Origin of the sequence: Streptomyces sp. NPDC047886 (genome assembly GCF_043204435.1) — a bacterium.
Taxonomy (GTDB): Bacteria; Actinomycetota; Actinomycetes; order Streptomycetales; family Streptomycetaceae; genus Streptomyces.
This window is the reverse complement of the sequence record NZ_JBIDCF010000005.1, coordinates 231,789-252,923: the sequence shown is the minus strand read 5'-3', so window position 1 is coordinate 252,923 and position 21,135 is coordinate 231,789. Positions and strand designations below refer to the sequence as shown.

At 72.7% G+C, this 21,135-nt stretch carries 16 protein-coding genes; 6 read left to right on the top strand and 10 right to left on the bottom strand.

The annotated features are described in order from the left end of the window. Positions 1–14: 14 nt before the first annotated feature. The 8 genes from ACGF5U_RS19175 to ACGF5U_RS19140 all read right to left on the bottom strand — a co-directional run bounded on the left by ACGF5U_RS19175 (position 15) and on the right by ACGF5U_RS19140 (position 12,775). Positions 15–1,355: a diaminobutyrate--2-oxoglutarate transaminase family protein gene (locus tag ACGF5U_RS19175; protein ID WP_392715494.1), complete on the bottom strand. Its 1,341-nt coding sequence runs from the start codon at positions 1,353–1,355 to the stop codon at positions 15–17. 241 nt (positions 1,356–1,596) lie between these two features. Continuing rightward, complete coding sequence (locus ACGF5U_RS19170) at positions 1,597–4,011, bottom strand: glycoside hydrolase family 65 protein (protein ID WP_392715825.1); 2,415 nt, start codon at positions 4,009–4,011, stop codon at positions 1,597–1,599. A gap of 44 nt (positions 4,012–4,055) precedes the next feature. Further along, positions 4,056–4,913: an HAD family hydrolase gene (locus ACGF5U_RS19165; protein WP_392715495.1), complete on the bottom strand. Its 858-nt coding sequence runs from the start codon at positions 4,911–4,913 to the stop codon at positions 4,056–4,058. A gap of 254 nt (positions 4,914–5,167) precedes the next feature. After that, entirely contained in the window at positions 5,168–6,487 is a 1,320-nt protein-coding gene (locus ACGF5U_RS19160) for a cation:proton antiporter (protein ID WP_392715496.1), read from the bottom strand. A 277-nt stretch (positions 6,488–6,764) separates the two neighbouring features. Further along, the gene (locus ACGF5U_RS19155) at positions 6,765–9,056 is read right to left on the bottom strand and encodes an N-acetylmuramoyl-L-alanine amidase (protein WP_392715497.1); all 2,292 of its coding nucleotides are present in this window, start codon (positions 9,054–9,056) and stop codon (positions 6,765–6,767) included. A gap of 221 nt (positions 9,057–9,277) precedes the next feature. Further along, complete coding sequence (locus ACGF5U_RS19150; RefSeq protein WP_392715498.1) at positions 9,278–10,615, bottom strand: MFS transporter; 1,338 nt, start codon at positions 10,613–10,615, stop codon at positions 9,278–9,280. Continuing rightward, complete coding sequence (locus tag ACGF5U_RS19145; protein WP_392715499.1) at positions 10,615–11,709, bottom strand: PLP-dependent cysteine synthase family protein; 1,095 nt, start codon at positions 11,707–11,709, stop codon at positions 10,615–10,617. The genes ACGF5U_RS19150 and ACGF5U_RS19145 overlap by 1 nt, the downstream gene beginning before the upstream one ends. Before the next feature lie 571 nt (positions 11,710–12,280). After that, positions 12,281–12,775 carry a hypothetical protein gene (locus ACGF5U_RS19140; RefSeq protein WP_392715501.1) on the bottom strand — a complete coding sequence of 165 codons (495 nt, stop codon included), beginning with the start codon at positions 12,773–12,775 and terminating at the stop codon, positions 12,281–12,283. Between the two features lie 195 nt (positions 12,776–12,970). Between ACGF5U_RS19140 and ACGF5U_RS19135 the strand changes: the two genes are divergently transcribed. Continuing rightward, on the top strand, positions 12,971–13,381 hold the full coding sequence (locus tag ACGF5U_RS19135) for a MerR family transcriptional regulator (protein ID WP_392715502.1): 411 nt from the start codon (positions 12,971–12,973) through the stop codon (positions 13,379–13,381). A 129-nt stretch (positions 13,382–13,510) separates the two neighbouring features. Here ACGF5U_RS19135 and ACGF5U_RS19130 read toward each other — a convergent pair whose 3' ends face one another. Beyond that, positions 13,511–14,050, bottom strand: coding sequence for a peroxiredoxin-like family protein (locus tag ACGF5U_RS19130; protein ID WP_392715503.1), 540 nt, complete (start codon positions 14,048–14,050; stop codon positions 13,511–13,513). Between the two features lie 362 nt (positions 14,051–14,412). Between ACGF5U_RS19130 and ACGF5U_RS19125 the strand changes: the two genes are divergently transcribed. Together ACGF5U_RS19125 and aroH are read left to right on the top strand one after the other, a co-directional pair. After that, positions 14,413–15,639: an MFS transporter gene (locus tag ACGF5U_RS19125; protein ID WP_392715504.1), complete on the top strand. Its 1,227-nt coding sequence runs from the start codon at positions 14,413–14,415 to the stop codon at positions 15,637–15,639. A gap of 258 nt (positions 15,640–15,897) precedes the next feature. Then, positions 15,898–16,299, top strand: coding sequence for a chorismate mutase (gene aroH / locus ACGF5U_RS19120; protein WP_392715505.1), 402 nt, complete (start codon positions 15,898–15,900; stop codon positions 16,297–16,299). Positions 16,300–16,449: 150 nt separating this feature from the next. On the opposite strand, the gene ACGF5U_RS19115 is transcribed toward aroH, so the two are convergent. After that, positions 16,450–17,139, bottom strand: coding sequence for a response regulator transcription factor (locus ACGF5U_RS19115; RefSeq protein ID WP_392715506.1), 690 nt, complete (start codon positions 17,137–17,139; stop codon positions 16,450–16,452). A gap of 730 nt (positions 17,140–17,869) precedes the next feature. Between ACGF5U_RS19115 and ACGF5U_RS19110 the strand changes: the two genes are divergently transcribed. The 3 genes from ACGF5U_RS19110 (at position 17,870) to ACGF5U_RS19100 (ending at position 21,131) form a co-directional block, all read left to right on the top strand. After that, positions 17,870–19,387 carry an FAD-binding oxidoreductase gene (locus tag ACGF5U_RS19110; protein ID WP_392818849.1) on the top strand — a complete coding sequence of 506 codons (1,518 nt, stop codon included), beginning with the start codon at positions 17,870–17,872 and terminating at the stop codon, positions 19,385–19,387. 60 nt (positions 19,388–19,447) lie between these two features. Then, entirely contained in the window at positions 19,448–20,431 is a 984-nt protein-coding gene (locus ACGF5U_RS19105) for a methionyl-tRNA formyltransferase (protein WP_392715508.1), read from the top strand. 154 nt (positions 20,432–20,585) lie between these two features. Beyond that, complete coding sequence (locus ACGF5U_RS19100; RefSeq protein ID WP_392715509.1) at positions 20,586–21,131, top strand: flavin reductase family protein; 546 nt, start codon at positions 20,586–20,588, stop codon at positions 21,129–21,131. Positions 21,132–21,135: the final 4 nt, after the last annotated feature.

Sequence of the window (21,135 nt, the reverse complement as noted above, 5' to 3'; positions counted from 1 at the left end):
GGCCCCGTGCGGGTTCACCGGACGCTCTCCAGGGCGGCGGCGAGCCGTTCCACGACCGAGTCGGCCTGCTCGTCGGTGAGGATCAGCGGCGGCAGCAGGCGCAGCACCGTGTCGTCGCGTCCGCCGAGTTCCAGCAGGAGTCCGTGGTCCACGCACGCCGTGCGCAGGGCCCGCGCCAGCGCCGGATGGCCGGGTGGCACCCCGTCGCGCCCCGGCGCGGCGTCGAGGTCGAACAGCTCCACGCCGATCATCAGTCCGCGCCCGCGCACCTCGCCGAACTCGGGGTGGTGGGCGGCGAGTTCGCGCAGTCCCCGGCGGATCCGCTCGCCCAGTTTCAGGGCCCGTTCGGCGAGTTGCCCGTCGGCGACGGTGCGCAGGGTCACCAGGCCGGCCGCCATGGCGAGGGTGTTGCCGCGGAACGTCCCGGTGTGGTGGCCCGGGAGCCAGGTGTCGAGGTCGGGCCGGTAGGCGATGAGGGCGAGCGGCAGTCCGCCGCCGACGGCCTTGGAGATGACCAGGATGTCGGGGGTGACACCGGCCCGTTCGCAGGCCCAGTAGTGGCCGGTGCGTGCGACGCCCGTCTGCACCTCGTCGACCACCAGGACGATGCCGTGTTCGGCGGTGATCCGGCGGATCTCGCGCAGCCAGCCGTCCGGGCCCTCGATGACGCCGCCCTCGCCCTGCACGACCTCCAGGATGACGGCGGCGGGCGGGGCGACTCCGCTGTCCGGGTCGGTGATCAGGTTCTCCAGCAGCCGGGTCGACAGTTCCCCGGACCGTTCGCCGTCGCCCGTGCCGAACGGGCAGCGCAGCCCGTAGGGGAAGGGCAGCCGGGTCACCGGTACCGCGTCGGCGGCCACGGCGCCGCTCATCCGCGGCGGCCCCGAGACGGCGGACGCGCCGAGCGTCATCCCGTGGTAGGCGCCGGTGAAGGCGACGACGCCGCGTCGGCCCGTGGCGTGCCGGGCCAGCTTCAGCGCCGCCTCGACCGCGTCCGTACCGGCCGGGCTGCAGAAGTGCAGCCGTGCCGCTTCGCGCAGGGTGCCCGGCAGCCGCCGGAGTAACTCCCCGCAGAACGCGTCCTTCTGAGGGGTGATCATGTCCAGGGTGTGGAGCGGTGCCCCGGACGCGAGGACCGCCTGGAGCGCGGCGACGGTCTCGGGGTGGTTGTGGCCGAGCGCGAGGGTGCCCGCGCCCGAGAGGCAGTCCAGGTAGGTGCGGCCGTCGGCGCCGGTGACGACGGCGCCCGCGGCGTGAACGGGGGCGACTGGCAGGGTGCTCGCGTAGGTACGGGCGGAGGACTCGCGTCGCTCCTGGCGCTCGAGAAGCTCGGCGCGCAGCGCACCGTTCGGCATGGCAGGTGCCCTTCGGTCGTGTTGCCAGGTGTTCGCGCGCCGTGGCGCACGACTGAGGCCGCGGTGAAACGTGCTCACAGCCGCCCACGCCAAGTTAGGTTAGCCTAACCTCCAAGAAGATCAATGCTCTGAGTCGTACGATGCCCGGTCAGGTCGAGGTCAACCACCCCCGCGCGCGCCGCCTGTCGCGCCGTACGCGCCGGTAGGCGGTGTAGGAGAGGTTTCCCCCCGTCCGGGCTGCTCAGTCGGGCAGCAGCAGTTCGGCCGACCGGCCTGGCTCGATGAATACGGCGCGGTCGGGGAGCTCGATGTCGATCGGCGCCCGCCCCGAGTCCGGCACGGCGACATGCAGCCTGCCCGGGGTCATCCGCAGCCGCACACCCCAGTGCCCGTGGTACCGCAGCGTGAAGTCGTACTCGGACAGCTCCGGCAGCGGCACCGGATCCAGCCGCAGCACCCCGCCCCGGGTCTCCAGACCCGTCAGCCCCCGCTGCACCAGGTCCAGCGTCCCCGCCATGGCGCCGAGGTGGATGCCCTCGCCCGTGGTGCCGCCCTGGAGGTCGGCGATGTCGCCCTCCAGCGCCTCCTGGACGAACCGCCACGCCTCCGCGCGACGCACCCGGGCCAGCACCCAGCCGTGCACCAGTACGCTCAGCGTCGACCCGTGGCTCGTACGATGCAGGTAGTAGTCGACCGTCCGCCACCAGGTCTCGTCGTCCAGGGTGTAACCCAGACGGCGCATCAGACCTCGTAGCTCGGCCGGCGAGAACAGATAGCCCAGCATCAGGACGTCGGCCTGCTTGGACGCCTGGTAGCGGTTGACCGTGTCGCCCTCCGCCTCCAGGATCCGGTCGAGCCGCCGGATGTCCCCGTGCCGCCTGCGCAGCCCCGCCCAGTCCAGCTCCGCGAGCTCCCCGAACCCCTCGAACTGGCTGATGACGCCGCCGTGGAAGGGCACGTGCAGCCGCCGGGACACCTCGTCCCACAGCTCCAGCTCGTCCTGCTCCAGCCCCGTCCGCTCGGCCAGCTCCAGACGGCGCGGCTCCGGCAGGTCCCGCAGCAGCTCCAGGGCGCGCGCCAGCACCCACGCCGCCGTGACGTTCGTGTACGCGTTGTCGTCCAGACCCGGCCGTGCCGCCCCGGGATACGCGTCGTGGTACTCGTCGGGACCCACGACCCCGCGGATCCGGTAGCGGTCGAGCCCCTGGTCGTACGAGGCCGAACCGGCCCAGAACCGGGCGATCTGCAACAGCATCTCGGCGCCCTTGGTGTGCAGGAATTCGGTGTCCCCGCTCGCCTCGAAGTAGTGCCACACGTTGTAGGCGATGGCCGAGCCGACATGGTGCTGGAGATGCGAGTGGTCCGGCAGCCACCGTCCGGAACGCGGGTTCAGGTGCAGCTGCTGCGTCTCCTCCCGCCCGTCGCTGCCGCTCTGCCACGGGAACAGCGCCCCCCTGCGGCCCACGTCGCGGGCGCGGAAGACCGCCCGCTCCAGCCGCCGGTACCGGTAGGTGAGGAGCGCCTTCGACACCTCGGGGAAGTGCAGGTTCAGATAGGGCAGCACGAACAGCTCGTCCCAGAAGATGTGCCCCCGGTACGCCTCGCCGTGCAGACCGCGCGCCGGGACGCCGACGTCCAGGTCGGCGGTGTGCGGCGACAGGGTCTGCAGCACATGGAAGAGATGGAGCCGCAGGATGCGGCCCGCCTTCTCCGGAACCTCCAGCTCTGCCCGCCGCCACAGCTGTGTCCAGGCCGCCCTGTGCGAGGCCAGCAGCGCGTCGAACCCCGGTGCCCGGTTCACCCGGTCGACGGCGGCGTGCAGCGGGTCGGAGATCGCCGGATCGTGGGAGGTGTGCAACCCGACCGTCTTGTCGACCGACGCGGTGGCACCCGGCCGCAGCGCCAGCACGAACCGCTGGGTCACGGACCGGTCGCCGTGTTCCACGGTCGCCTCGACCGGCGCCGTCGTCAGGGCGGCCATGCCGATCCGGATGCCCGACGTCGACGTACGGCACTGCAGCCACACCGTGCCCGGGGTGTCGTCGCCCGTGCTGTGGTCCACCAGGTGCCGGGACGCCAGCTGCCGGTAGCGGGCCACGCCCGTGTTGGCCACGGCGCCGTCCAGCGCCGTCTCCACCTCCACCGTGCCCACCCAGTTCTCCGCCGTGAACTCGGTGCGCGTGGCCGCCAGATGGGGGTCACCCATATGGACCAGCCGGATCTGTCGCACGGCCAGCCGCCGCCCGCTGTCGTCCTCGTACCGGGTGCGCCGCTCCAGCGTCCCCGACCTGAGGTGGAGCGTGTGCCCGTGGTCCGTGACGAACTCGTGGGACGGGTCCAGCCACGGCCCCGGCCCTTCCTCGCCGCACATCCGGTACCGCACCGGCAGCCAGTTCGGCAGGTTGACGACGTCCTCGTTGCTCACCTGCCGCCCGGCCACCTCGGAGGTCAGCCGGTTGTAGCAGCCGGCCACGTACGTCCCCGGGTAGTGCGTCCCGTCCGCGTCGAACTCGGGCAGCGCGCCCCGCGTGGCGAAGTAGCCGTTGCCGAGGGTGCACAGGGACTCCCTCAGGCTCTCCTTCTCCGGCGTGTAGCCCTCGAACTCCCAGGTCCAGTCCCCGAACCCCGGCCCGTCGCCCCCGTCCGCCCCTTCCACCCGGTCCGCCCCCTCCACCCGGTCCGCCGGGTCCGTCAGCTCCGTCACGACGCGTCCCCTCCGGCGTCGGGAACTCCATCGACGGGAACTCCACCGCCGGGCATCCCGGCGTCGGGCATCCCGGCGTCGATCAGGCCGCCGTCGATGAGATCGCCGTCGAGCAGGTCGCCGAGATCGCGTACGACGAGGTCGGCGCCGTGCCGCAGCAGCGCGTCACCCGTGCCCGGCCCGCCGGTCCGGTCCACGCCCACGACCAGGCCGAATCCGCCGCGCCGCCCCGCCTCGACCCCCGCGAGGGCGTCCTCCACCACCGCGCACCCCTCCGGCGGTGTGCCCAGGCGGCGGGCGGCCTCCAGGAACAGCGCGGGCTCCGGCTTGCCGGGCAGCCGCAGCCGCGCCGCCTCACCCCCGTCAACGACGGCGTCGAACAGGTCCAGCACGCCCGCGTGCGCCAGCAGCTCCCGGGCGTGCCGCGACGCCGACGCGGCGGCGAGCGGCACCCTCGCCCGGCGCAGCGCCCGCAGCAGCCGGACCGTGCCCGGATAGGCGTCGATGCCGCCCTCGGCGAGCCGTTCGGTGAACAGCCGGTCCTTGGCCGCGGCGACCGCCGCGACGTCGTCGTCCGACGGGTCGAGGCCGCGCGACGCGAGGAAGGCCGCCGCACCGTCCCGGCGGGACCTGCCGTCCACGTGCCGCAGGTAGTCGTCCACCGGGTCGAAAGGCCGGCGCAGCGCCGGGTCCGAGGGTGGACGGTCCCGCAGGAACGCGTCGAAAGCGGACTTCCAGGCCGCCGCGTGCACCCGCGCCGAGTCCGTGATGACGCCGTCCGTGTCGAGTACGACGGCACGGACGGTCCGCGGGGCGGGGATCCGCTCCGGGCTGCGGGCCGGGCGTACGGTCATGGCGGCGTCTCCTCCCGTCGGCCTGCCGAGTCCCCGGAAACGCCCGGAGTACGCGGCGGCGACGTACAGAACCGTTCACCGACCATGATGGCGCCCCGCCCGCCCCGTGGCAGGGCCGTGCGGGCATGAGCGTGAGCGTGTTGGCCCGGTTGCCCGTGCCGGCGAGGTGTGTGCCCGGTGGGTGCCGGGCCCGCGGCGACGGCCGGGCGCACCCCGGCGGGTGCGCTCCGGCAGGGGCGCGCCCGGCCTGTCCGTCAGGTGCGCGAGGGCCCGTCGCCGTTGGCGCCGGAGGCGGCCGGGGACGAATCGGTGGACGTGCCGGCGGCCGGGGCGGCCTCGGTGTCGCCGCGCCGCGACGCGGGGACGTCCGGTCGGTCGTCGTCGTGGGGCGACGGGATGCCCGCGAGGTCGTCGACGTGGAAGATCCGGGCGATCGGCACGTCGGTGCTGCTGTGGGCGATGATCGAGAACGCGATGCAGACGGCGATCAGCGTGTACGCCTCCTGCCCCTGCGGGATGCCCGCCTGGAGGACCAGCAGTCCGTAGACCACCGAGGCGAACCCCTTCGGGCCGAACCACGCGGCCACCAGCTTCTCGCGGCGGTCGAACCGCGTACCGATCAGGGAGATCAGCATCGACGCGGGCCGGATCAGCACGATGGCCAGGACGACCGCCACGTACCCGCCGAACGACAGGTCGCCGAAGAGCTGCGGCGTCAGCAGCGCGCCGAAGACGAGCAGCGCGGCGAACTTCGCGAGCTCCGCCAGGGCCTCGCCGAGCGGCTCGAACGCGTTCTTCGCCTCGGGCGACACGGCGGTCATGACCGCGCCGGCCGAGAACGCGGCCAGATAGGGGTTGGCGTGGGTGAGGTGGCAGGCGCCGTACAGGATGACGCCGATCGCCAGCGGCAGCAGCGGCTGCAGCTTCGGCTCCGCGCCCAGCAGCCGGAACCGTACGAGACCGTTGACGAGCAGCGGCAGCACGACGCCGAACACGAGCCCCAGGCCGAGTTCCAGACCGATCGTGCCGAACGACGCGTCGGAGTGGCTCGCCGTGGGCCCGGCGGCGGCGATGAGGATCAGCACCACGGGCAGGGCGAGTCCGTCGTTGATGCCGCTCTCGACGTTGAGCAGCTGCCGCAGCTTCGCCGGGACCTCCTTGCGGCCGACGATCGCGGACGCGAAGACCGGGTCGGTGGGCGCGAGCACGGCGCCGACGAGGAAGGACGTGGTCCAGTCGAGCCCCACCAGGTAGTGGGTGATCAGCGCCATCCCGATCAGGGCGAGCGGCATGCCGAGGCCCAGCGCGCGGGCCGGGTTCCGCCAGTTCGCCCTCAGTTTCGGGAAGGAGACGTGCATGCCGTCGGTGAACAGCACGGCGAACAGCGCCAGATCGGCGGTGACCGCCACGATCTCGCTGTCCGGGGTGATGTGGATGAGTCCGAGGAAGCCGTCGCTGACGAGGGCGCCGCCCACGAGGAAGAGGAAGGAGGTCGACAGCACCGTCCGGGCGGCGAGCCCGGACAACAGCGCCGCGATGAGCAGCGCGATACCGAAGACGGCGACCAACACCATGACGGACTCCCCGATCAGCGAAGTGACAATTCCCTGGGTTCGCCGACCAGACTTCCCGGCACTCCGCGCAGGACTTTACACGTTCCATATGCGACCTTGGCAGGGACCTGGCACGCAGCGGGTCGCCTCCGCCGATTGCCGAGTTCCGGCAACGGACCGGGGTCCGGCGGTGTGCCGTGCTCCGGCGGCCCGGGCTCCGGTGAACCGCCGGGCGGACGGCACGGGCCGGGCGCTCGTACCGAACGCCCGGCCCGTGTCAGCTGCTCGCAGCCGGCGGCTACTTGAGGTAGACGAGCCCGTCCGTGGTGACGGTGGGCCGCCCGGTGGTGCCCACCACGACGATCTTCACCGTGTGCTTGGCACTCGTGGACCAGCTCTTCTTCCAGATCGCCTGGCGGTAGAGGGTGGTCGAGGACTTGAGGTCCACCGTCGCCGCCTTCACCCCGTCGACGTACACGTACGCCTGGCCGGACGCCGCGGTCCTGGAGACCACCCACGCGACCGACCGGCCGGTGAACGTCCACGTCAGCGACGCGTTCTTGGCGCCGCTCGCCAGCGCCGCGCCACCGAGGTGGCTGCTGGACGACTTGGTCGCCCAGGCCCCGTACTTCACCGCCGAGGTCTCCGGCAGCAGCACCGGGGTGCCGGTGACCGACGCCGCCTGGGAGTTGCCCGCCTGGTCATAGGCGGTCATGGACCAGGCCGTCGCCGTACCGGGCTTGGCGGTGTGCGCGGCGTACGTGACCGTCGGACCGTACGTCCGGGTCAGCGGGGCCGTCAGCCGCACGTCCCGCAGCGCGCCGTTGTCCGTCGCCTTCCAGCCCAGCGCCACGGGCACCGACGACGTGCTCACCGTGCCGGTGCGCAGCGCCAGGTAGGGCGCGGTGGAGAAGGCGGGCACCGCAGTGTCGGCGACCACCGCACGGGCCGGGGTGACGGTCGTCCTGCCCGACAGGTGGACGGCACGGACCTGCACCTGGTGGGCGCCGGCCGCCAGCGTCGCCTTCGCGTACGTCGCGGTCGGACCGGCGGTCGCCGCGACCGCGCCGTCGACCAGCACCTCGTACCGGGAGACCAGCGAAGCGGGCGTGGTCGCCTTCCAGTTCACGGCGACGGCCGACTTGACGTACAGGGTGCCGTCGGCCGTGCCGCCTCCCGCCAGGGAGGTGACGGCGAGGCCCTGGACGGGGCCGCCGGCCCAGGCGCGGAGGGTGGACAGCCTGTCGTAGAACGCGTTGCCGGGGCACTGCGTGTTGTAGCCGTCCCGGTGACCGTGGATGGTCGGGAACGTCAGCTTCGCCCCGCTGGCCCAGCTCTTGTGGAAGTAGTTGCTGCCGCTGGCACCGGCGGTCAGCGTCGTCGTACCGGTCGGGTCGACGCCGTACTGGCCGAGCTTCCACGCCGCGATCCGGGCGACGGACGTCATCGCGGCCGTGCTCGGCGCGGCCTCCGTGTACGTGCCGAGCACCGAGATGCCGGTCGTCTCGGCGTTGAAGCCGTAGGCGTGCGCGCCCTGCACGGGACGGTCGACACCGCCCTTGCGGCCCTCGTAGACGGTGCCGCACTTGTCCACGAGGAAGTTGTAGCCGATGTCCTTCCAGCCCAGCCTCTGCACGTGGTAGGCGTAGATGCCGCGCACCATCCGCGGCGCGTCGGCGCAGGTGTACGTGTTGGACTCGGCGGTGTGGTGCACGACCACGGCCTTGACCTTGCCGCCGGGCAGATAGCTCGGTTCCTCGGGGCTGATCGACTCGTCGGCGCCCCAGCCGGCCCGCGAGGTGATCGGCGGCTGCGGCATGGTCGACGGCGGCCCGGGGGTGGTCGAAGGGCTCGGTGCCGGGCTGGTGGTCGACGGCGAGGCCGAAGGCGACGTGGACCACGGCGCGGGCCCGCCGGGCGTCGGCGACTTCGTGGCGGGGGCGGACGGCGTGGGTTCGACGGCCGGGTCCGTCGACGCCGTCGGCTCCGCCGGCTCGGACGCGTCCGGCTCCGCCGTGCCCGGCGCCGCCGACGGCTCGGGAGAGCCGGTCTCGAATTCCTCGACGGCGAAGGCGGCCGGCGCCATCGCCGTCGTGGTGCCGCCCTCACCCGGGTCGATCATGTCCAGCTGGAGCCCGTCGGGCAGCCGCCCCGACGTGCTGCCGCCGGCCGTCACACGGACCTCGACACCGTCCGAGGGGCCGACCCAGGCGGGTTCGGTGCCGCCGCGCTCGGCGCCCGCCTCGCCCTGGCCGCTGTCGGCGTCCAGGGTCAGCCACTCCGACCACCGGCCGGACCCGGCGTCACGGGTGCGCGCCTCGACCTTGCCGCCGGTCACCCGGGCCGAAGGGTCCTTCCAGGTCACACCGAGCATGCTGAACGGCTCGGTGTCCCGCTGGTCCAGTACGGCCGTGCGCCGGGCGCCGTCGGCCTTCAGGGCCGTGCTGCGCACGTCGGCCTGGACCGGGGCGGGTCTGTCGCCGCCGGTCGCGGCGCCGTCGGCGTTGCCGGTCACCCCTTGGAACACGAGAACCCCGGACAGCCCGGCCACCACGGCGGCGGCAGTGCCCCATATACGACGCCGCTTCATGCGGCCCCTCCCCAGTACCTTGTCTTCGACATCAGCGATGTGCTGCCGACGCGGACGGTCACCGTGGTCCCGGTGTCTCACGCGTCGCGGCTCCCCCATACGACACGCTGAATGTACAGCCATTCGACGACCGTGTTGCGCCACCCCGACCGGGAGAGCGGGCGCGACGCCGGCCGGTGCCCCGGCCGGCCGCCGCGCCCCTCACCCCGGCCGCGCGCGGGCTACACGCCGACGGTCCGCGCCTCGGGCGCGTCCAGCCTGCCGGTGCGGTGCAGCCGGTGCAGGGCGGCGGCGCAGGCGACGCCCAGGGCGACGAGCACGCACCAGGGCAGCGCGGCCAGCCCGGCGGCGCGGGCGGCGTCGAGCGCGGCCCCCGTCAGCAGGTTGCCGAGCGTGATGCCGACCCCGCAGACGGTGTTGTAGAGGCCGTAGTGCGTCGCCACGAGCCGGTCGCCGGAGAGCCGGACGATGGTGTCCATCTCGAAGGGGTAGGCGATCATCGTGCCCAGTGCCAGCAGCAGCGCGGACAGGGCGGGCGGACCGGCCGCCAGCGCCCAGCGCGCGGCCGCCCCGTCCGGCACCGGCACCGCCACCACGGCGAGCACCGGCAGGAAGGCCGCCCCCATCGTCGCCAGCCCCAGCACCAGCGCCCGGCCCGGCTCCATCCGGGCCTTGCACCAGGCGGTCACCCGGGTCTGGAACAGGACGGTGCCGAGCCCCGAGACGACGAACAGCAGCGCCATGGCCCCGGTGCCGCCCGTTCCGTCCCCGCTCACCCGCCGGACCTCCAGCGGCAGCGCCAGATACACCTGGAACGTCAGCACGTACGAGCCGGTCATGGCCGCTGAGAACAGCAGGAACGGCCGGTTGGCGAGGATGCCGCGCCACTGGGCGAGCACGCCCCGCCGTTCCCGGCCGCCACCGCCACCGCCACCGCCACCGCCACCGCCACCGCCGCCGTTCCCCCCGGCTGGGGAGTCCGTGCCCCGGCGGGCGGGCAGCGCCCGGATCTGGATCACGCTCAGCACCGCGAAGACGCCGGCCGCGACGAGGCACGTCGTCCGGAAGTCCACGGCGGTCAGCGCCATCCCGACGAGCGGCCCGAGCAGGATGCCCGCCTGGTAGAAGACGTTGAACAGCGCGAACGCCTCGACCCGCCGGTCGCCCGCGTCCTTCGCCAGGTACGCCCGGACGGCCGGGTTGAACAGCGCGCCCGCCAGCCCCGTCGCCGCCGACGCGACGATCAGCGCGGGCAGCGAGCCCGCCACGCCCAGCGCGGCGAACCCGGCCGTCCGCAGCAGACACCCGGCGACGATCAGCGGCTTGTAACCGAACCGGTCGGCGAGCGTCCCGCCCACCAGGAACATGCCCTGCTGGGTGAAGTTGCGGACGCCGAGGACCAGCCCGACGATCCACCCCGCGAGCCCCAGCGTTCCGGACAGATGCGCCGCCAGGTACGGCATCAGCATGTAGAAACCCAGGTTGATGGTGAACTGGTTCACCATCAGCAGCCGCACGCTCCGCTCGTACGAGCCGAACTGCCGGAACGCCCCCGTCATCACCGCACCTCCCGCGCGCCCGGGATGTCCAGCGGGTCGACGACCCGGGTGCACCGCGTCCACCGCGTCACCTCCTTGTCGCCGGGCAGCGCGATCTCGTCCGGATCCTCCGCGGGCGGCGCGCCCAGCAGCCCGTGGGCGGCGCAGTACTCGTCGTCGTACACCGTCCCGAGGTAGCGCTGCGGGCCGTCCGGGAACACCGCCGCGATCCGGGTGCCGGCCGGCAGCGTACGGGCCAGCCACCCGGCGACCAGCGCGACCGCGCCGACGCTCCAGCCGCCGGTCGCGTAGTGCGACGAGGCGAGCCTGCGGCACGTCCACACCGCCTCGGCGGGTGCCACCCAGTGCACCTCGCCGAAGGTGTCGTACGCGACGTTCCCCGGGTAGATGCTGGAGCCCAGGCCCCGCATCAGCCGGCTGCGGGCGGGCTGGCCGAAGATCGTCGAACCGACGGTGTCCACCCCGACGACCCGCAGCTCCGGGTAGAGCTGGCGCAGGACCCGCGACACCCCGGCGGAGTGGCCGCCGGTGCCCACGCTGCACACCAGGACGTCCACATGGCCCAGCTGCGCGGCGAGTTCCAGGGCGAGCGGCGTGTACGCGGTGGTGTTGTCCGGGTTGTTGTACTGGTCCGGGCACCAGGCCCCCGGGTGCCGGGCGAGCAGCTCGGTCACCCGGTCACGGCGGGCCTGCTGCCAGCCGCCCTCCGGATGCGGCTCGCCGACCACGTCGACCCGCGCGCCGTACGCGCTGAGCAGCCGCGTCATGGACGGCTCCAGGCCCGGATCGGTGACGAGGCTGACCGGATGCCCGTGCACCATCCCGGCGAGGGCCAGGCCGAGTCCCAGGGTGCCGCTGGTCGACTCCACGATCCGGCCGCCCGGCCGCAACTCGCCCCGCGCCCGGGCGCGTTCGACCATATGGAGACCGGGCCGGTCCTTGATGCCGCCCGGGTTGAAGCCCTCCAGCTTGGCCCAGAAGCCGCGCCCGGCGGGGGCGAGCGGCTCGGAGATGCGGAGAACAGGGGTGTTGCCCACCAGCCCGGAAAGGGTCGAGCGGGCGGGTGCCACATCGGTGGTGATCAAAGAACGCATGGGTCCGTTCCTGTCGGGTGGATGGCGCACGAGGAATCGCGTGGCCCGCGCGTGAGCGGGCCGGGCGCGCGCCTATATGCGCCACCGGCAGCTGACGGAGAGCGGATCGCGTGTCCCCGGCGCGGCAGGGGCACCCGGCGGCGCGCCCCCGTCCCCGGGGCGCGGGGCCGGGCGGGCCGCCGCCTTCGCCGCGGCGGGGTCCTGCGGAACGGGCGGTACGGAACGGACGGAGCCGCGCTCCCCGGTCGCTCCCGTCGCACCCTCCTGGACATCGCAGGCCGGCGGGCCGGCCGTACCCGGGGCGGCGGTGAAGACATGGGCGTGGCCGGGGGAGCCGAGCCGGTCCGTACACCCGGACGCCATCAGCGACAGCAGAGCGGCGAGCAGGCAGAGCAGCAACCGGAACGGCCGGCGGGACGGTGGTAAGCGGTGCGAGGGGTGCGACGGCAAGGTGAACTCCGCACGGCTGCGGCAGCGCAGCGGTCGGTCGGGGCCGACAGGCCAGGGCCGGGGACGGCAGGGGCACCGCCGTCCTGCCCGGGTGGGGGCGACGGCGGAACCGGGCCCGTGTCTAGACGCGCAGGTTGCCGCTCGGGCGGACGCCGTCCTCGGCGCGGGTACCGTCGGCCGACGCGCCCGTACGCCACTGCCCGCCCGGCACCAGGCCCGCGGGGGCACAGTCCGTCGGCACGGCGTCCCAGTGGGCCGGGCCAGGTTCGGCGACGAACGGTCCGTCCTGCGGCTGGCCCGACAGGCATGCGCCACCGGAGTGGACCGGGGTCTCGCTCTCGTGCTCGTGGTGCGCCCCGCCGCCGTACGCCCCTTCGCCGTCGCCCGGGACGGTGGCGCCCGGGACGGTGGCGCCGGGGACGCTGTCCGCCGTGGCCGCGAACGTGGACGAACCGGGGTCGAGATGCCCCTGACCGCCCTCGACACCGAGGCCGTGCGAGTACAGCAGCGCGAGAAGGAGCCCGCCCAGCCACAGCAGACGCGGCCACGGCGAACGGGGCGCCCCCGCTGCAGAGCGGACGCGCCCCGCACCGAGAAGTGACCGGGCCGTGACCATGTCGTGATGCTAACCCCTGGCTGTCGGCCCGCCGTGAAGGCACTCGTGGAATCGGCCGGAAACAGCTCCCGGCCCCCGCCCTCCCCTGCGCGCTCCCGCGCCGGTCCCCGTGACCCCTGGTTGCCTGATGGGATCCGGCGCTGGAGCATGACACTGATGTCAGACCTGACACCTTGTGCTGTGAATGGAGTTGTCGTGCAGATCGGGGAACTGTCCGAGCGCACAGGCGTGAGCCGCCGTTCCATCCGCTACTACGAACAGAAAGGGCTCGTCCACGCCCGACGTACCGACAAGGGCTGGCGGGAGTACGGCGAAGAGGCCATCAACCAGGTGCTCAACATCCGCGAGCTGCTGCAGGCCGGCCTGACCATCGACGACATCCAGCAGGTCGCGCCCTGCCTCGACATGGAGATGGTCGACTTCATGTCGTGCGACAACGCCGACCACGCGATCGCGATGTACCAGGCACGGCTCGCGGTCATCGACGAGAAGGCGGCGATGCTCCAGCGGCACCGCGCGGAGCTCGTCCAGCGGATCGAACTGCTGCGCACCCGCACCGGCGCCGACGACTTCGACCGGCTCCTGAGGCACGCGCAGGGCGTGTGACCGGGCGGCGGCCGTCACGCACCGCCCGGACCCGGGGGGCGAACCCCCGGGCGGGCGGGCGCGGTCGCATGTCGCCGGAGCGCGACGCGGCCCGGAAAAGCCGTGTATGGCAACAGCTATGACGTTCCGTCAGGCGTCGCCGCGCGCCGGGTACGCCCTGTCGATGACGAACGACATGCCGCCGATGAGCTCGTCCAGCGGCGGCCGCCCGAACGGCATGTTCGTGACGGCCGCGTAGTAGAGCTCGCGGTCCGGCTTGACCAGGAAGAGGCCCGGCTCGTTGAACCGGTCCGGTTCGTGCCGGTCGGCGGCCCGCGACACGAACAGCCCCCACTCCCGCATGGTCGGCACGGAGAGGTCGTGGCCGATGGGCAGCCGGTCGAGTCCCCAGCCCTGCTTGGCCTCTTCGGCACGGTCACGGCCGTCCGCGCTGATGGCCACGGGGTTCACCCCCAGGGCGAGCAGATCCTCGAACCGCTGCTCGACCCTGGTGAGCTGGCCCCGGCACGCGGGGCAGTGCAGGCCCCGGTAGAAGACCACCATGGTGAAGTTCCGGGGCGACTGGTCCGCGAGATCCCATGTCCCGCCGCCGACGAGCGGAACGGCGAGATCGGGGGCCTTGGTGCGGGGACGGGGCGGAGCGGGAATGCTTCCGGATGTACCGATCAATTTTCGTCAGTCCCTTCCGATTCGTGAGGACGCGCGCTTCCCTCGACGTGTCGAGCACATGCGTCGAGTAAATGCGTCGACCAAGAGGCGTCGAACAAGGGGCATCGACCAAGGGCGTCGAAGAAACCGCGCCGACGCAGCGGACCATTCATGATGACGGGCTGTCAACTCGATGCCCGTGGCTCCCGGCCGACCGGGGAACCTCGGTGCCCGCCGCGCCCACGTCTCCCGCCAACCGGCTGTGACCTGCGACTTCACTTTCCCTCGGCTGCCGGGCTTGACCTTGACACCAGTGTCACCACCTAGCGTGCGAACCGTCGCCACCGACAGCTCGGCGCATGCAAGGCGGAGGTTTGCCCATCATGAAGAAGACTTTTCCCAGTTGGCTTTTCGTACTGTTCCTGACATTGTTGGCCACTGCCACCGATGAATTCATCATCGCCGGAGTATTGAAGACGATCGCTGCCGACCTCGATGTCAGCGTTTCCGCCGCCGGACAACTGGTGACGGTGTTCGCCGTCGTCTACGCGCTCGGCGCGCCCACCCTCGCGGTCGTCTTCGAGCGCTTCCCGAAACGCGCCGTGATGGTGGTGGGCCTGCTCGTCTTCGTCGTGGCCAACGCCGCGGCCGCCGTGGCCCCGGGCTACTGGGTGCTGATGGCGGCCCGGGTGCTCGCCGCACTCGCCGCGGCGATCGTCACGTCGGCGGCCTTCACCACCACGGCGATGGGCGCTCCGGAGGGCATGCAGGGCCGCTACCTCGGGGTGGTCACGGCCGGTATGACGGCCGCGCTCTTCACCGGCGTGCCCCTGGGCTCCTGGCTCGGCGGCGCCTTCGGCTGGCGCGCCACCTTCTGGCTGATCGCCGCCGTCGGTCTGGTCGCCGCCCTCGGTCTGGCCGTGACGGCGCCGAAGATCGCCGGCAGCACGCCCGCCCCGCTGCGCGAACGGCTCGGCCCGCTGCGCAACGGCGCCGTGCTCCGGCTGGTGACCGTCACGTTCCTGGCGGCCAGCGGCGGCCTGATGTTCTACACGTACCTCGGCGAGTTCACCGACGAGGTCGCGAACGGCGACTACGGGCTGCTGTCCGTGATGCTGTTCATCGTGGGTGTGGCCGGACTGGCCGGCGCCCTGCTCGCCGGCCGGGCCGCGGACGCCCTCGGACCGCAGCGCAGTCTGCGCCTGGTCATCGGCGGTCACGCGGTGGGTCTCGCCCTCGCCGCGGCCCTGGCCCTCAGCGGCCTCGGCAGCCCGATCGCCCTCGGCGCCGTGATCGCCTTCTGGTCCGTCTTCGCCTGGGGCCTCAACCCGCCCATCCAGGGCAGCATCATGGGCGCCGCGGGACCGCAGGCCGGTATGACCGCGCTCGCGCTCAACATCTCGGGCCTCTACCTGGGCACCGGGGTCGCCGGAGCGATCGGTGGAGTCATCATCGGGCTCTCCGACGTCACGTACGTCCCCGTCGCCGGCGCCGTGATGATGGCGCTCTCCTTCCTCCTCACTCCGCGCGCCGCCCGCGCCGACCGGGTCGTGGCAGCGGCCCCCGGCTCCGGCGAGCCCGCGAGTGAGTCCCAGCACGCCGGTGCCTGAAACTCCCCCGCAGGCACCGTGCGGTGAGGGGCGGCCACGGCACGAGGACGGCCTCCCGTGCCGTGGCCGCGTCCCGGACCAGCCGGTTCGGGGCCGCCGCGCCATCTGGGCGACCCGGATGGGTACCCCGAAGGACGGGGCGTGACGTACACGATCTAGGGCCCCCATCGGGCCTGTGCCCGTACGGGCGGGTGGTGCAGGATCGGGGCTCCGGCCGGCGGAAGGCGGCATCGGAGCCGGCGAGAACGGGAGTGGCTGATGAGCGGCGGCGCGTGCACGGTACGAGCGGTCCGGGGCGCGACCCAGGTCGACCGGGACGATGCCGGGGAGATCCGGGAGGCCACCAGGGAACTGGTCGCCTCGGTGCTGGCCGCCAACGACCTGGACGTGGAGTCCCTCGTCAGCGTCTTCTTCACCATGACGCCTGACCTCGTCGCCGAGTTCCCGGCGCTGGCCGCGCACGAGGCCGGCCTGACGGACGTCCCGATGATGTGCGCGGTGGAGATCGACGTACCGGGTGTGATGCCACGGGTCATCAGGATGATGGCGCACGTGCGAACCGACCGGCCCGCTTCCGCGCTGCGCCACCGCTATCTGCGGGGCGCGGCCGCGCTTCGGCCGGAGGTGGTGCTCGCCGCCCGGTCCGGGTCGACGGCGTGAACGGGTGGGGGCAGGCCCGGACAGGGGCGGGGGCGGGCGTGGGGGTGTCGTGGAGGGCGGTGCGGCGCGCGGCACCGAGGCCGACGCGCGTACCCTCCGCCCGGCCGCGGCCGGGATGTCGGGGGTGGGTGTGAGGTGGCCGGCGGTACGTCAGCTGGCCGCGTGGGTGACCGTCGAGTCCGCCCGGTAGACCAGCCCCTCCCGCAGTGCCTTCGCCGCGGCCGAGGTCCGGTTCGGCGAGTTCAGCTTGGCCAGGATGTTCGTGACGAGCCGCTTGACGCTGTGCTGCGACAGCCGCAGACGCGTGGCGATCTGCTTGTTGCTCAACCCGTCCACCAGCAGGGTCAGCACCTGCTGTTCACGGGGCGTCAGATAGATCGGCGACTTGTCGGGACCCGCCGAGTACGGCTCGCTGGCCCGCTCCAGCAGCTTCCGCGTCAGCTCCTGAGGCATCGGTACCTCGCCGGTGACCATGCGCTTCAGGGCGTCCGCGAGCGTCTCCGCGCTCAGTTCGTGCTCCGACAGGAACCCCTGCGCCGGAGCGGCGGCGATGTACGAGACGCACTCGTCCGGAACGCCGTTGAGGAGCAGCAGCACCTTGCCGCGGCGCGGCAGCCGCTCGATGAACAGCGAGGGCGCCTCGTCCAGTTCCTTGATCGGGACGATGAAGACGTCGACGTCCGCGTCGGCCGCCGACGCGAGTTCCGCCGCCGACTGGTGGATCCTGAACGACCCCACGAACGGGATGCGCCGCAGCAGCTGTTCGAGCCCGAGCCGACGGAACTCATTCTCGCTCGACAGCGCGACGGTTATCTTGCTGGCTTTCCGGTACTGTTCCATCTCTTCGCTTTCCGATAGGGCAGCCGATGCTCGCGGCAGCTTACCGCTCGTGATCATGGTCGTCCCGGGCGAACCTGCGCCGGCAAGCGGACGTGGACGTGTACGGGGACGTGCACCGGGGCTGTCGCGCATATGACGGCGCCGCTGCGCCGCACCATCGGATAAGTGCATCCTCGACCCCCGTTCGGCTCACGGATGTGATCCGCGCCTGGTCGTACCGTATAGCGAAAGTCCGTTCCGTGGACCTGCGCCGGCGGCGCTGTGCGCACCCGCCGCCCGCCACCGTGTCGCCCCTCGGGCGCGGCCTCCCGCGCCTCGTTCTCGCGCAGCCCCGGGCCCCGGGCAGACGGGACCTTCCCCGGACCCTTCACGCGCGGCGTCACCCCCGTTCCGTGCCCGCACCGCCCTGAGCGGGACGTTCCTGGAACAGTGCCGCTCAGGCCACCGTATACACGCATCGCCCTGCGGCAATGTGAATTCGGCCTCACCACGCGAGCGTTGCGGACACCGGCCGGGCGCGGGACCCGCGGGACGCCCGGTGACGCGGCCGCCTGCGCCGTTCGGGGTACCCGTTCGGGGCCCCCGATCGGGGCCCCTGACCGTCGGGCGGGGGTACGCATGTTCGGGCAACCCTTCGGGGCTTACCCGTGGCCTATGGCGTCGGCAGAATCTCGGTCACGAAGTAAATGGCCGCTGCATTCAGGGCCCGACAGGCACAGTGAGGAACCTCATGGCCATTCCGCAGATCACCGCCGACGAACGGTCCTCGTGCACCGCGCGTATCGCCGAAGCGCTTTCCACGGTGCGCCGCGAACTGGGGGAAGACACTGTCCAGATCGTTTCCGGTCAGATCGATGAAGGAGCGGCCCCGCACATCGAATCCGTTCGTCGGGAAAATGTCGGGATGTACCGCCCTCGCTTCGTGCACGGCGTCATAAAACCGGCCAGCGTGAAGGACGTAGCGCGTGTGCTGGAGATATTCGACGACCCGGGGCTCGAATGCGGGCTCCAGGCCGTCAGCACCGGCCGCAACTGGGGCCTCGGCTCCCGTGAACCCGCCCGCGACCACGCCGTGACCCTCGACCTGGGCGGCCTGGACGAGGTCCGCGCGCTCGACCTGGACAAGGGCTGGGCGATCGTGGAACCCGGAGTCACCCAGGGCCGCCTCGCCGCCCTGCTGTCCGGTACGTCGCGGATGCTGAACGTCACCGCCTCCTCCGCCCACACCAGCGTCGTCGGCAACGGACTCGACCGCGGCGTGGGCCTGCGCCGGCAACGCGTCGACGACATCGTGGGCCTCGAAGTCGTCCTCCCCGGCGGCGAGACCGTCCACGTCGGCTGGTGGCCGGAGCAGGACCGCGCGACCCCCGTCTACGCACACGGCCTCGGCCCCTCGCTCCTGCCGCTGTTCCTCCAGTCCGACCTCGGCGTCGTCACCGCCGCCGCCGTACGGCTGCTGCCCCGGCCCGAGGCCCAGCGCGTGCTGCGACTCGCCTTCGGCCGCGACGACCTCGCCGCCGCCGTCGACACGATGCGCCGATGGACGGCACAGGGCCTCGTCGGCGGTGTCCTGAAGGTGTACGACCTGGTGTCCGCGGAGTTCTACGGCGGCCGCGTCGGCGAGTTCCTCGCCCATGTGTGCGTGGACGGCACCGAGCGCTCGGCCGACGCGGTCGCCGAGGTGATCGCCGAAGAGGCCGTCGCCTCGGGGCTGTTCACCGAGGTCGCCCTGGCGGACACCGACGCCGCGCCCGACGACGTCGTCGCCAGGATGGTGCGGGGCGCCTACGCCGGTGATCCGGGCGGCAACGACGCGATGCTCCACGCCACCGTCGGACAGCCGGCCGAGCACGTGGACGACAAGGGACTCGGCTGGCTGTTCTTCCTGCCGCTCGTCCCGTTCGACGGCGAGAGCGTCGCCCTCGCGCACCACCTGCTCGCCCGGATCCACGACGAGACCGGCGTCCGTGCCGGGTGCACGGTGAACGCCCTGAGCAGCGATGTCATCGACTTCGTCGTGTCCGTCAAGTTCCAGCGGGACACCGACGGCACCGAGCGGGCCCACCGGGCCCTGGACCGGGCGTACGAACTGTTCGCGGAGGCGGGGTTCATCCCGTACCGGCTCGACGTCGACCACGCCGACTGGGTCGACCGGCTGAGCCCCGACCCGGCGGCCCGCGCCCTGGCCCGCCGGCTGAAGGGCGCGCTCGACCCGAACGGAGCGATCGCACCCGGCCGCTACGCCTGATCCGCGCGCCGGACGCGGCGCCCGCCGGAACCGTCTTGACTCACATGGGGGATGAGAAGCGTGACCGAACGAATCCGTGTCGTCCTGTTCTCGGAGGTCAACTCGAAGCTGGGCTCACCGTTCCTCGACCTGCTGGCCCGGCACCCGCAGGTCGAGCTGGCCGGTGTGGTGACCTCCCGGCCGGGACGGCTGTGCTCCTACTTCGTGGACGACCCCGACCAGGTCGACCTCGCCGCCCAGGCCGCCGCGCTCGGCGTCCCCGTCCTGCGCCCGGCGAAGGTCAACTCGCCCGACTCGCTGGCCGGTCTGGGGGCACTCGACGCCGACTACTTCATCGTCGGCAACTACCAGCAGATCCTCAAGGAGGAGCTGCTCGCCCTGCCCCGGGTCACCTCCGTGAACTTCCACCCCAGCCCGCTGCCCCGCTACGCCGGACTGGCCCCGTTCTACTGGATGGTCCGCCACGGCGAGCGGCTCGGCGCGGTCTCGGCCATCGAGATCACCCCGGGCGTCGACGCGGGCCCCCTCCTCATGCAGAAGCCGATGCTGCTCACCGGTCAGGAGACCGCCCTGAAGCTCAGGACGGCGCAGGAGCAGCTGAACGTGCGGATGCTGGCCGAGCTCGTACCGCAGCTGGCGGACCGGTCGTTCACGCGCACCCCCCAGGACGAACGCGCCCGCACCTACTTCGGTCGGCCGACCGACGCCGACTACCTCATCGACTTCACCCAGGACGCCGAGACCGTACGCAGGGCCGTGCGCGCCGGCTACCGCCACCCCGGCGCGTACACGCTCGGCGCCGACGGCGAGCGCGTCGTGGTGCTGAGCGTCGGGGTGGCCGGGGACACCTGCCGGGCGACGCTCCAGCCGCCGGGCACCGTACGCCGCTCGGACACCGGCCTGTTCGTCGCCACGCGCGACGAGTGGCTCCGGGTGATCACCATCGAGCGCGACGGCCGGGAGGTCCTCGTCAGCGAGTACGAGCCGTCGATGGCGCACGGCACCGTCCTCGGCGTGGCCGACCGTGTGCTCGTACCGGCCTGATCGGGGGACCGAGATGAAGAGCGGCATGCGCAGGACAACGTTGCCCGGACAGCCGGCCCCGCCCGGCGCCTCACCCGATGCCCCGGCCCCGCCCGATGCCCCGGCCCCGCCCGGCGCTCCGGCCCCGCCCGGCGCTCCGGTGCCGCCCGGCCGCGTGGCATCGCCCGGTCCGCCGGACGGCCTCCACGACTTCGACGACCCGGACACCCTCCGGGGCGTGCTCGGCCGGTTCACCACGGGCGTCACCGTCGTCACGGCGATGACTCCGCACGGGCCCGTCGGGATGACCGCGAACTCCTTCAGCTCGGTGTCACTGGACCCGCCGCTGGTGCTGTTCTCGGTCGCCCGCAGGTCGCAGCTCAGCGACCACCTCACCCGTGCCGACGCCTTCGCGGTGAACATCCTCAACGCGGGACAGCGCGAGCTGTCCGCGCGGTTCGCCAGGCCCGGGCTGAACCGGTTCGGCGACACCGACTGGCGCCTGGGCACCACCGGTTCGCCCGTGCTGCCCGGAGCCCTCGGCGTGGTCGAATGCCGGCCGAGCGAGGTGCACGCGGGCGGTGACCACCTGATCACCGTCGGCCGGGTGGTCGAGGCGTACGCGAACGAACCGGCCGATGAGCCCCTGCTCTTCTTCCGGGGCGCCTACCGGGAACTCGACCGGCCGGGACCGCCCGGCACCCGGCACGACCGGCCATGACACG

Excerpts from the sequence above, each read along its gene's own strand:
- ACGF5U_RS19115 (WP_392715506.1), bottom strand. The coding sequence starts at position 17,139 with ATGGAACAGTACCGGAAAGCCAGCAAGATAACCGTCGCGCTGTCGAGC.
- ACGF5U_RS19155 (WP_392715497.1), bottom strand. The coding sequence starts at position 9,056 with ATGAAGCGGCGTCGTATATGGGGCACTGCCGCCGCCGTGGTGGCCGGG.
- ACGF5U_RS19125 (WP_392715504.1), top strand. The coding sequence starts at position 14,413 with ATGAAGAAGACTTTTCCCAGTTGGCTTTTCGTACTGTTCCTGACATTG.
- ACGF5U_RS19110 (WP_392818849.1), top strand. The coding sequence starts at position 17,870 with ATGGCCATTCCGCAGATCACCGCCGACGAACGGTCCTCGTGCACCGCG.
- ACGF5U_RS19160 (WP_392715496.1), bottom strand. The coding sequence starts at position 6,487 with ATGGTGTTGGTCGCCGTCTTCGGTATCGCGCTGCTCATCGCGGCGCTG.
- aroH (WP_392715505.1), top strand. The coding sequence starts at position 15,898 with ATGAGCGGCGGCGCGTGCACGGTACGAGCGGTCCGGGGCGCGACCCAG.
- ACGF5U_RS19165 (WP_392715495.1), bottom strand. The coding sequence starts at position 4,913 with ATGACCGTACGCCCGGCCCGCAGCCCGGAGCGGATCCCCGCCCCGCGG.
- ACGF5U_RS19175 (WP_392715494.1), bottom strand. The coding sequence starts at position 1,355 with ATGCCGAACGGTGCGCTGCGCGCCGAGCTTCTCGAGCGCCAGGAGCGA.
- ACGF5U_RS19140 (WP_392715501.1), bottom strand. The coding sequence starts at position 12,775 with ATGGTCACGGCCCGGTCACTTCTCGGTGCGGGGCGCGTCCGCTCTGCA.
- ACGF5U_RS19145 (WP_392715499.1), bottom strand. The coding sequence starts at position 11,709 with ATGCGTTCTTTGATCACCACCGATGTGGCACCCGCCCGCTCGACCCTT.
- ACGF5U_RS19150 (WP_392715498.1), bottom strand. The coding sequence starts at position 10,615 with ATGACGGGGGCGTTCCGGCAGTTCGGCTCGTACGAGCGGAGCGTGCGG.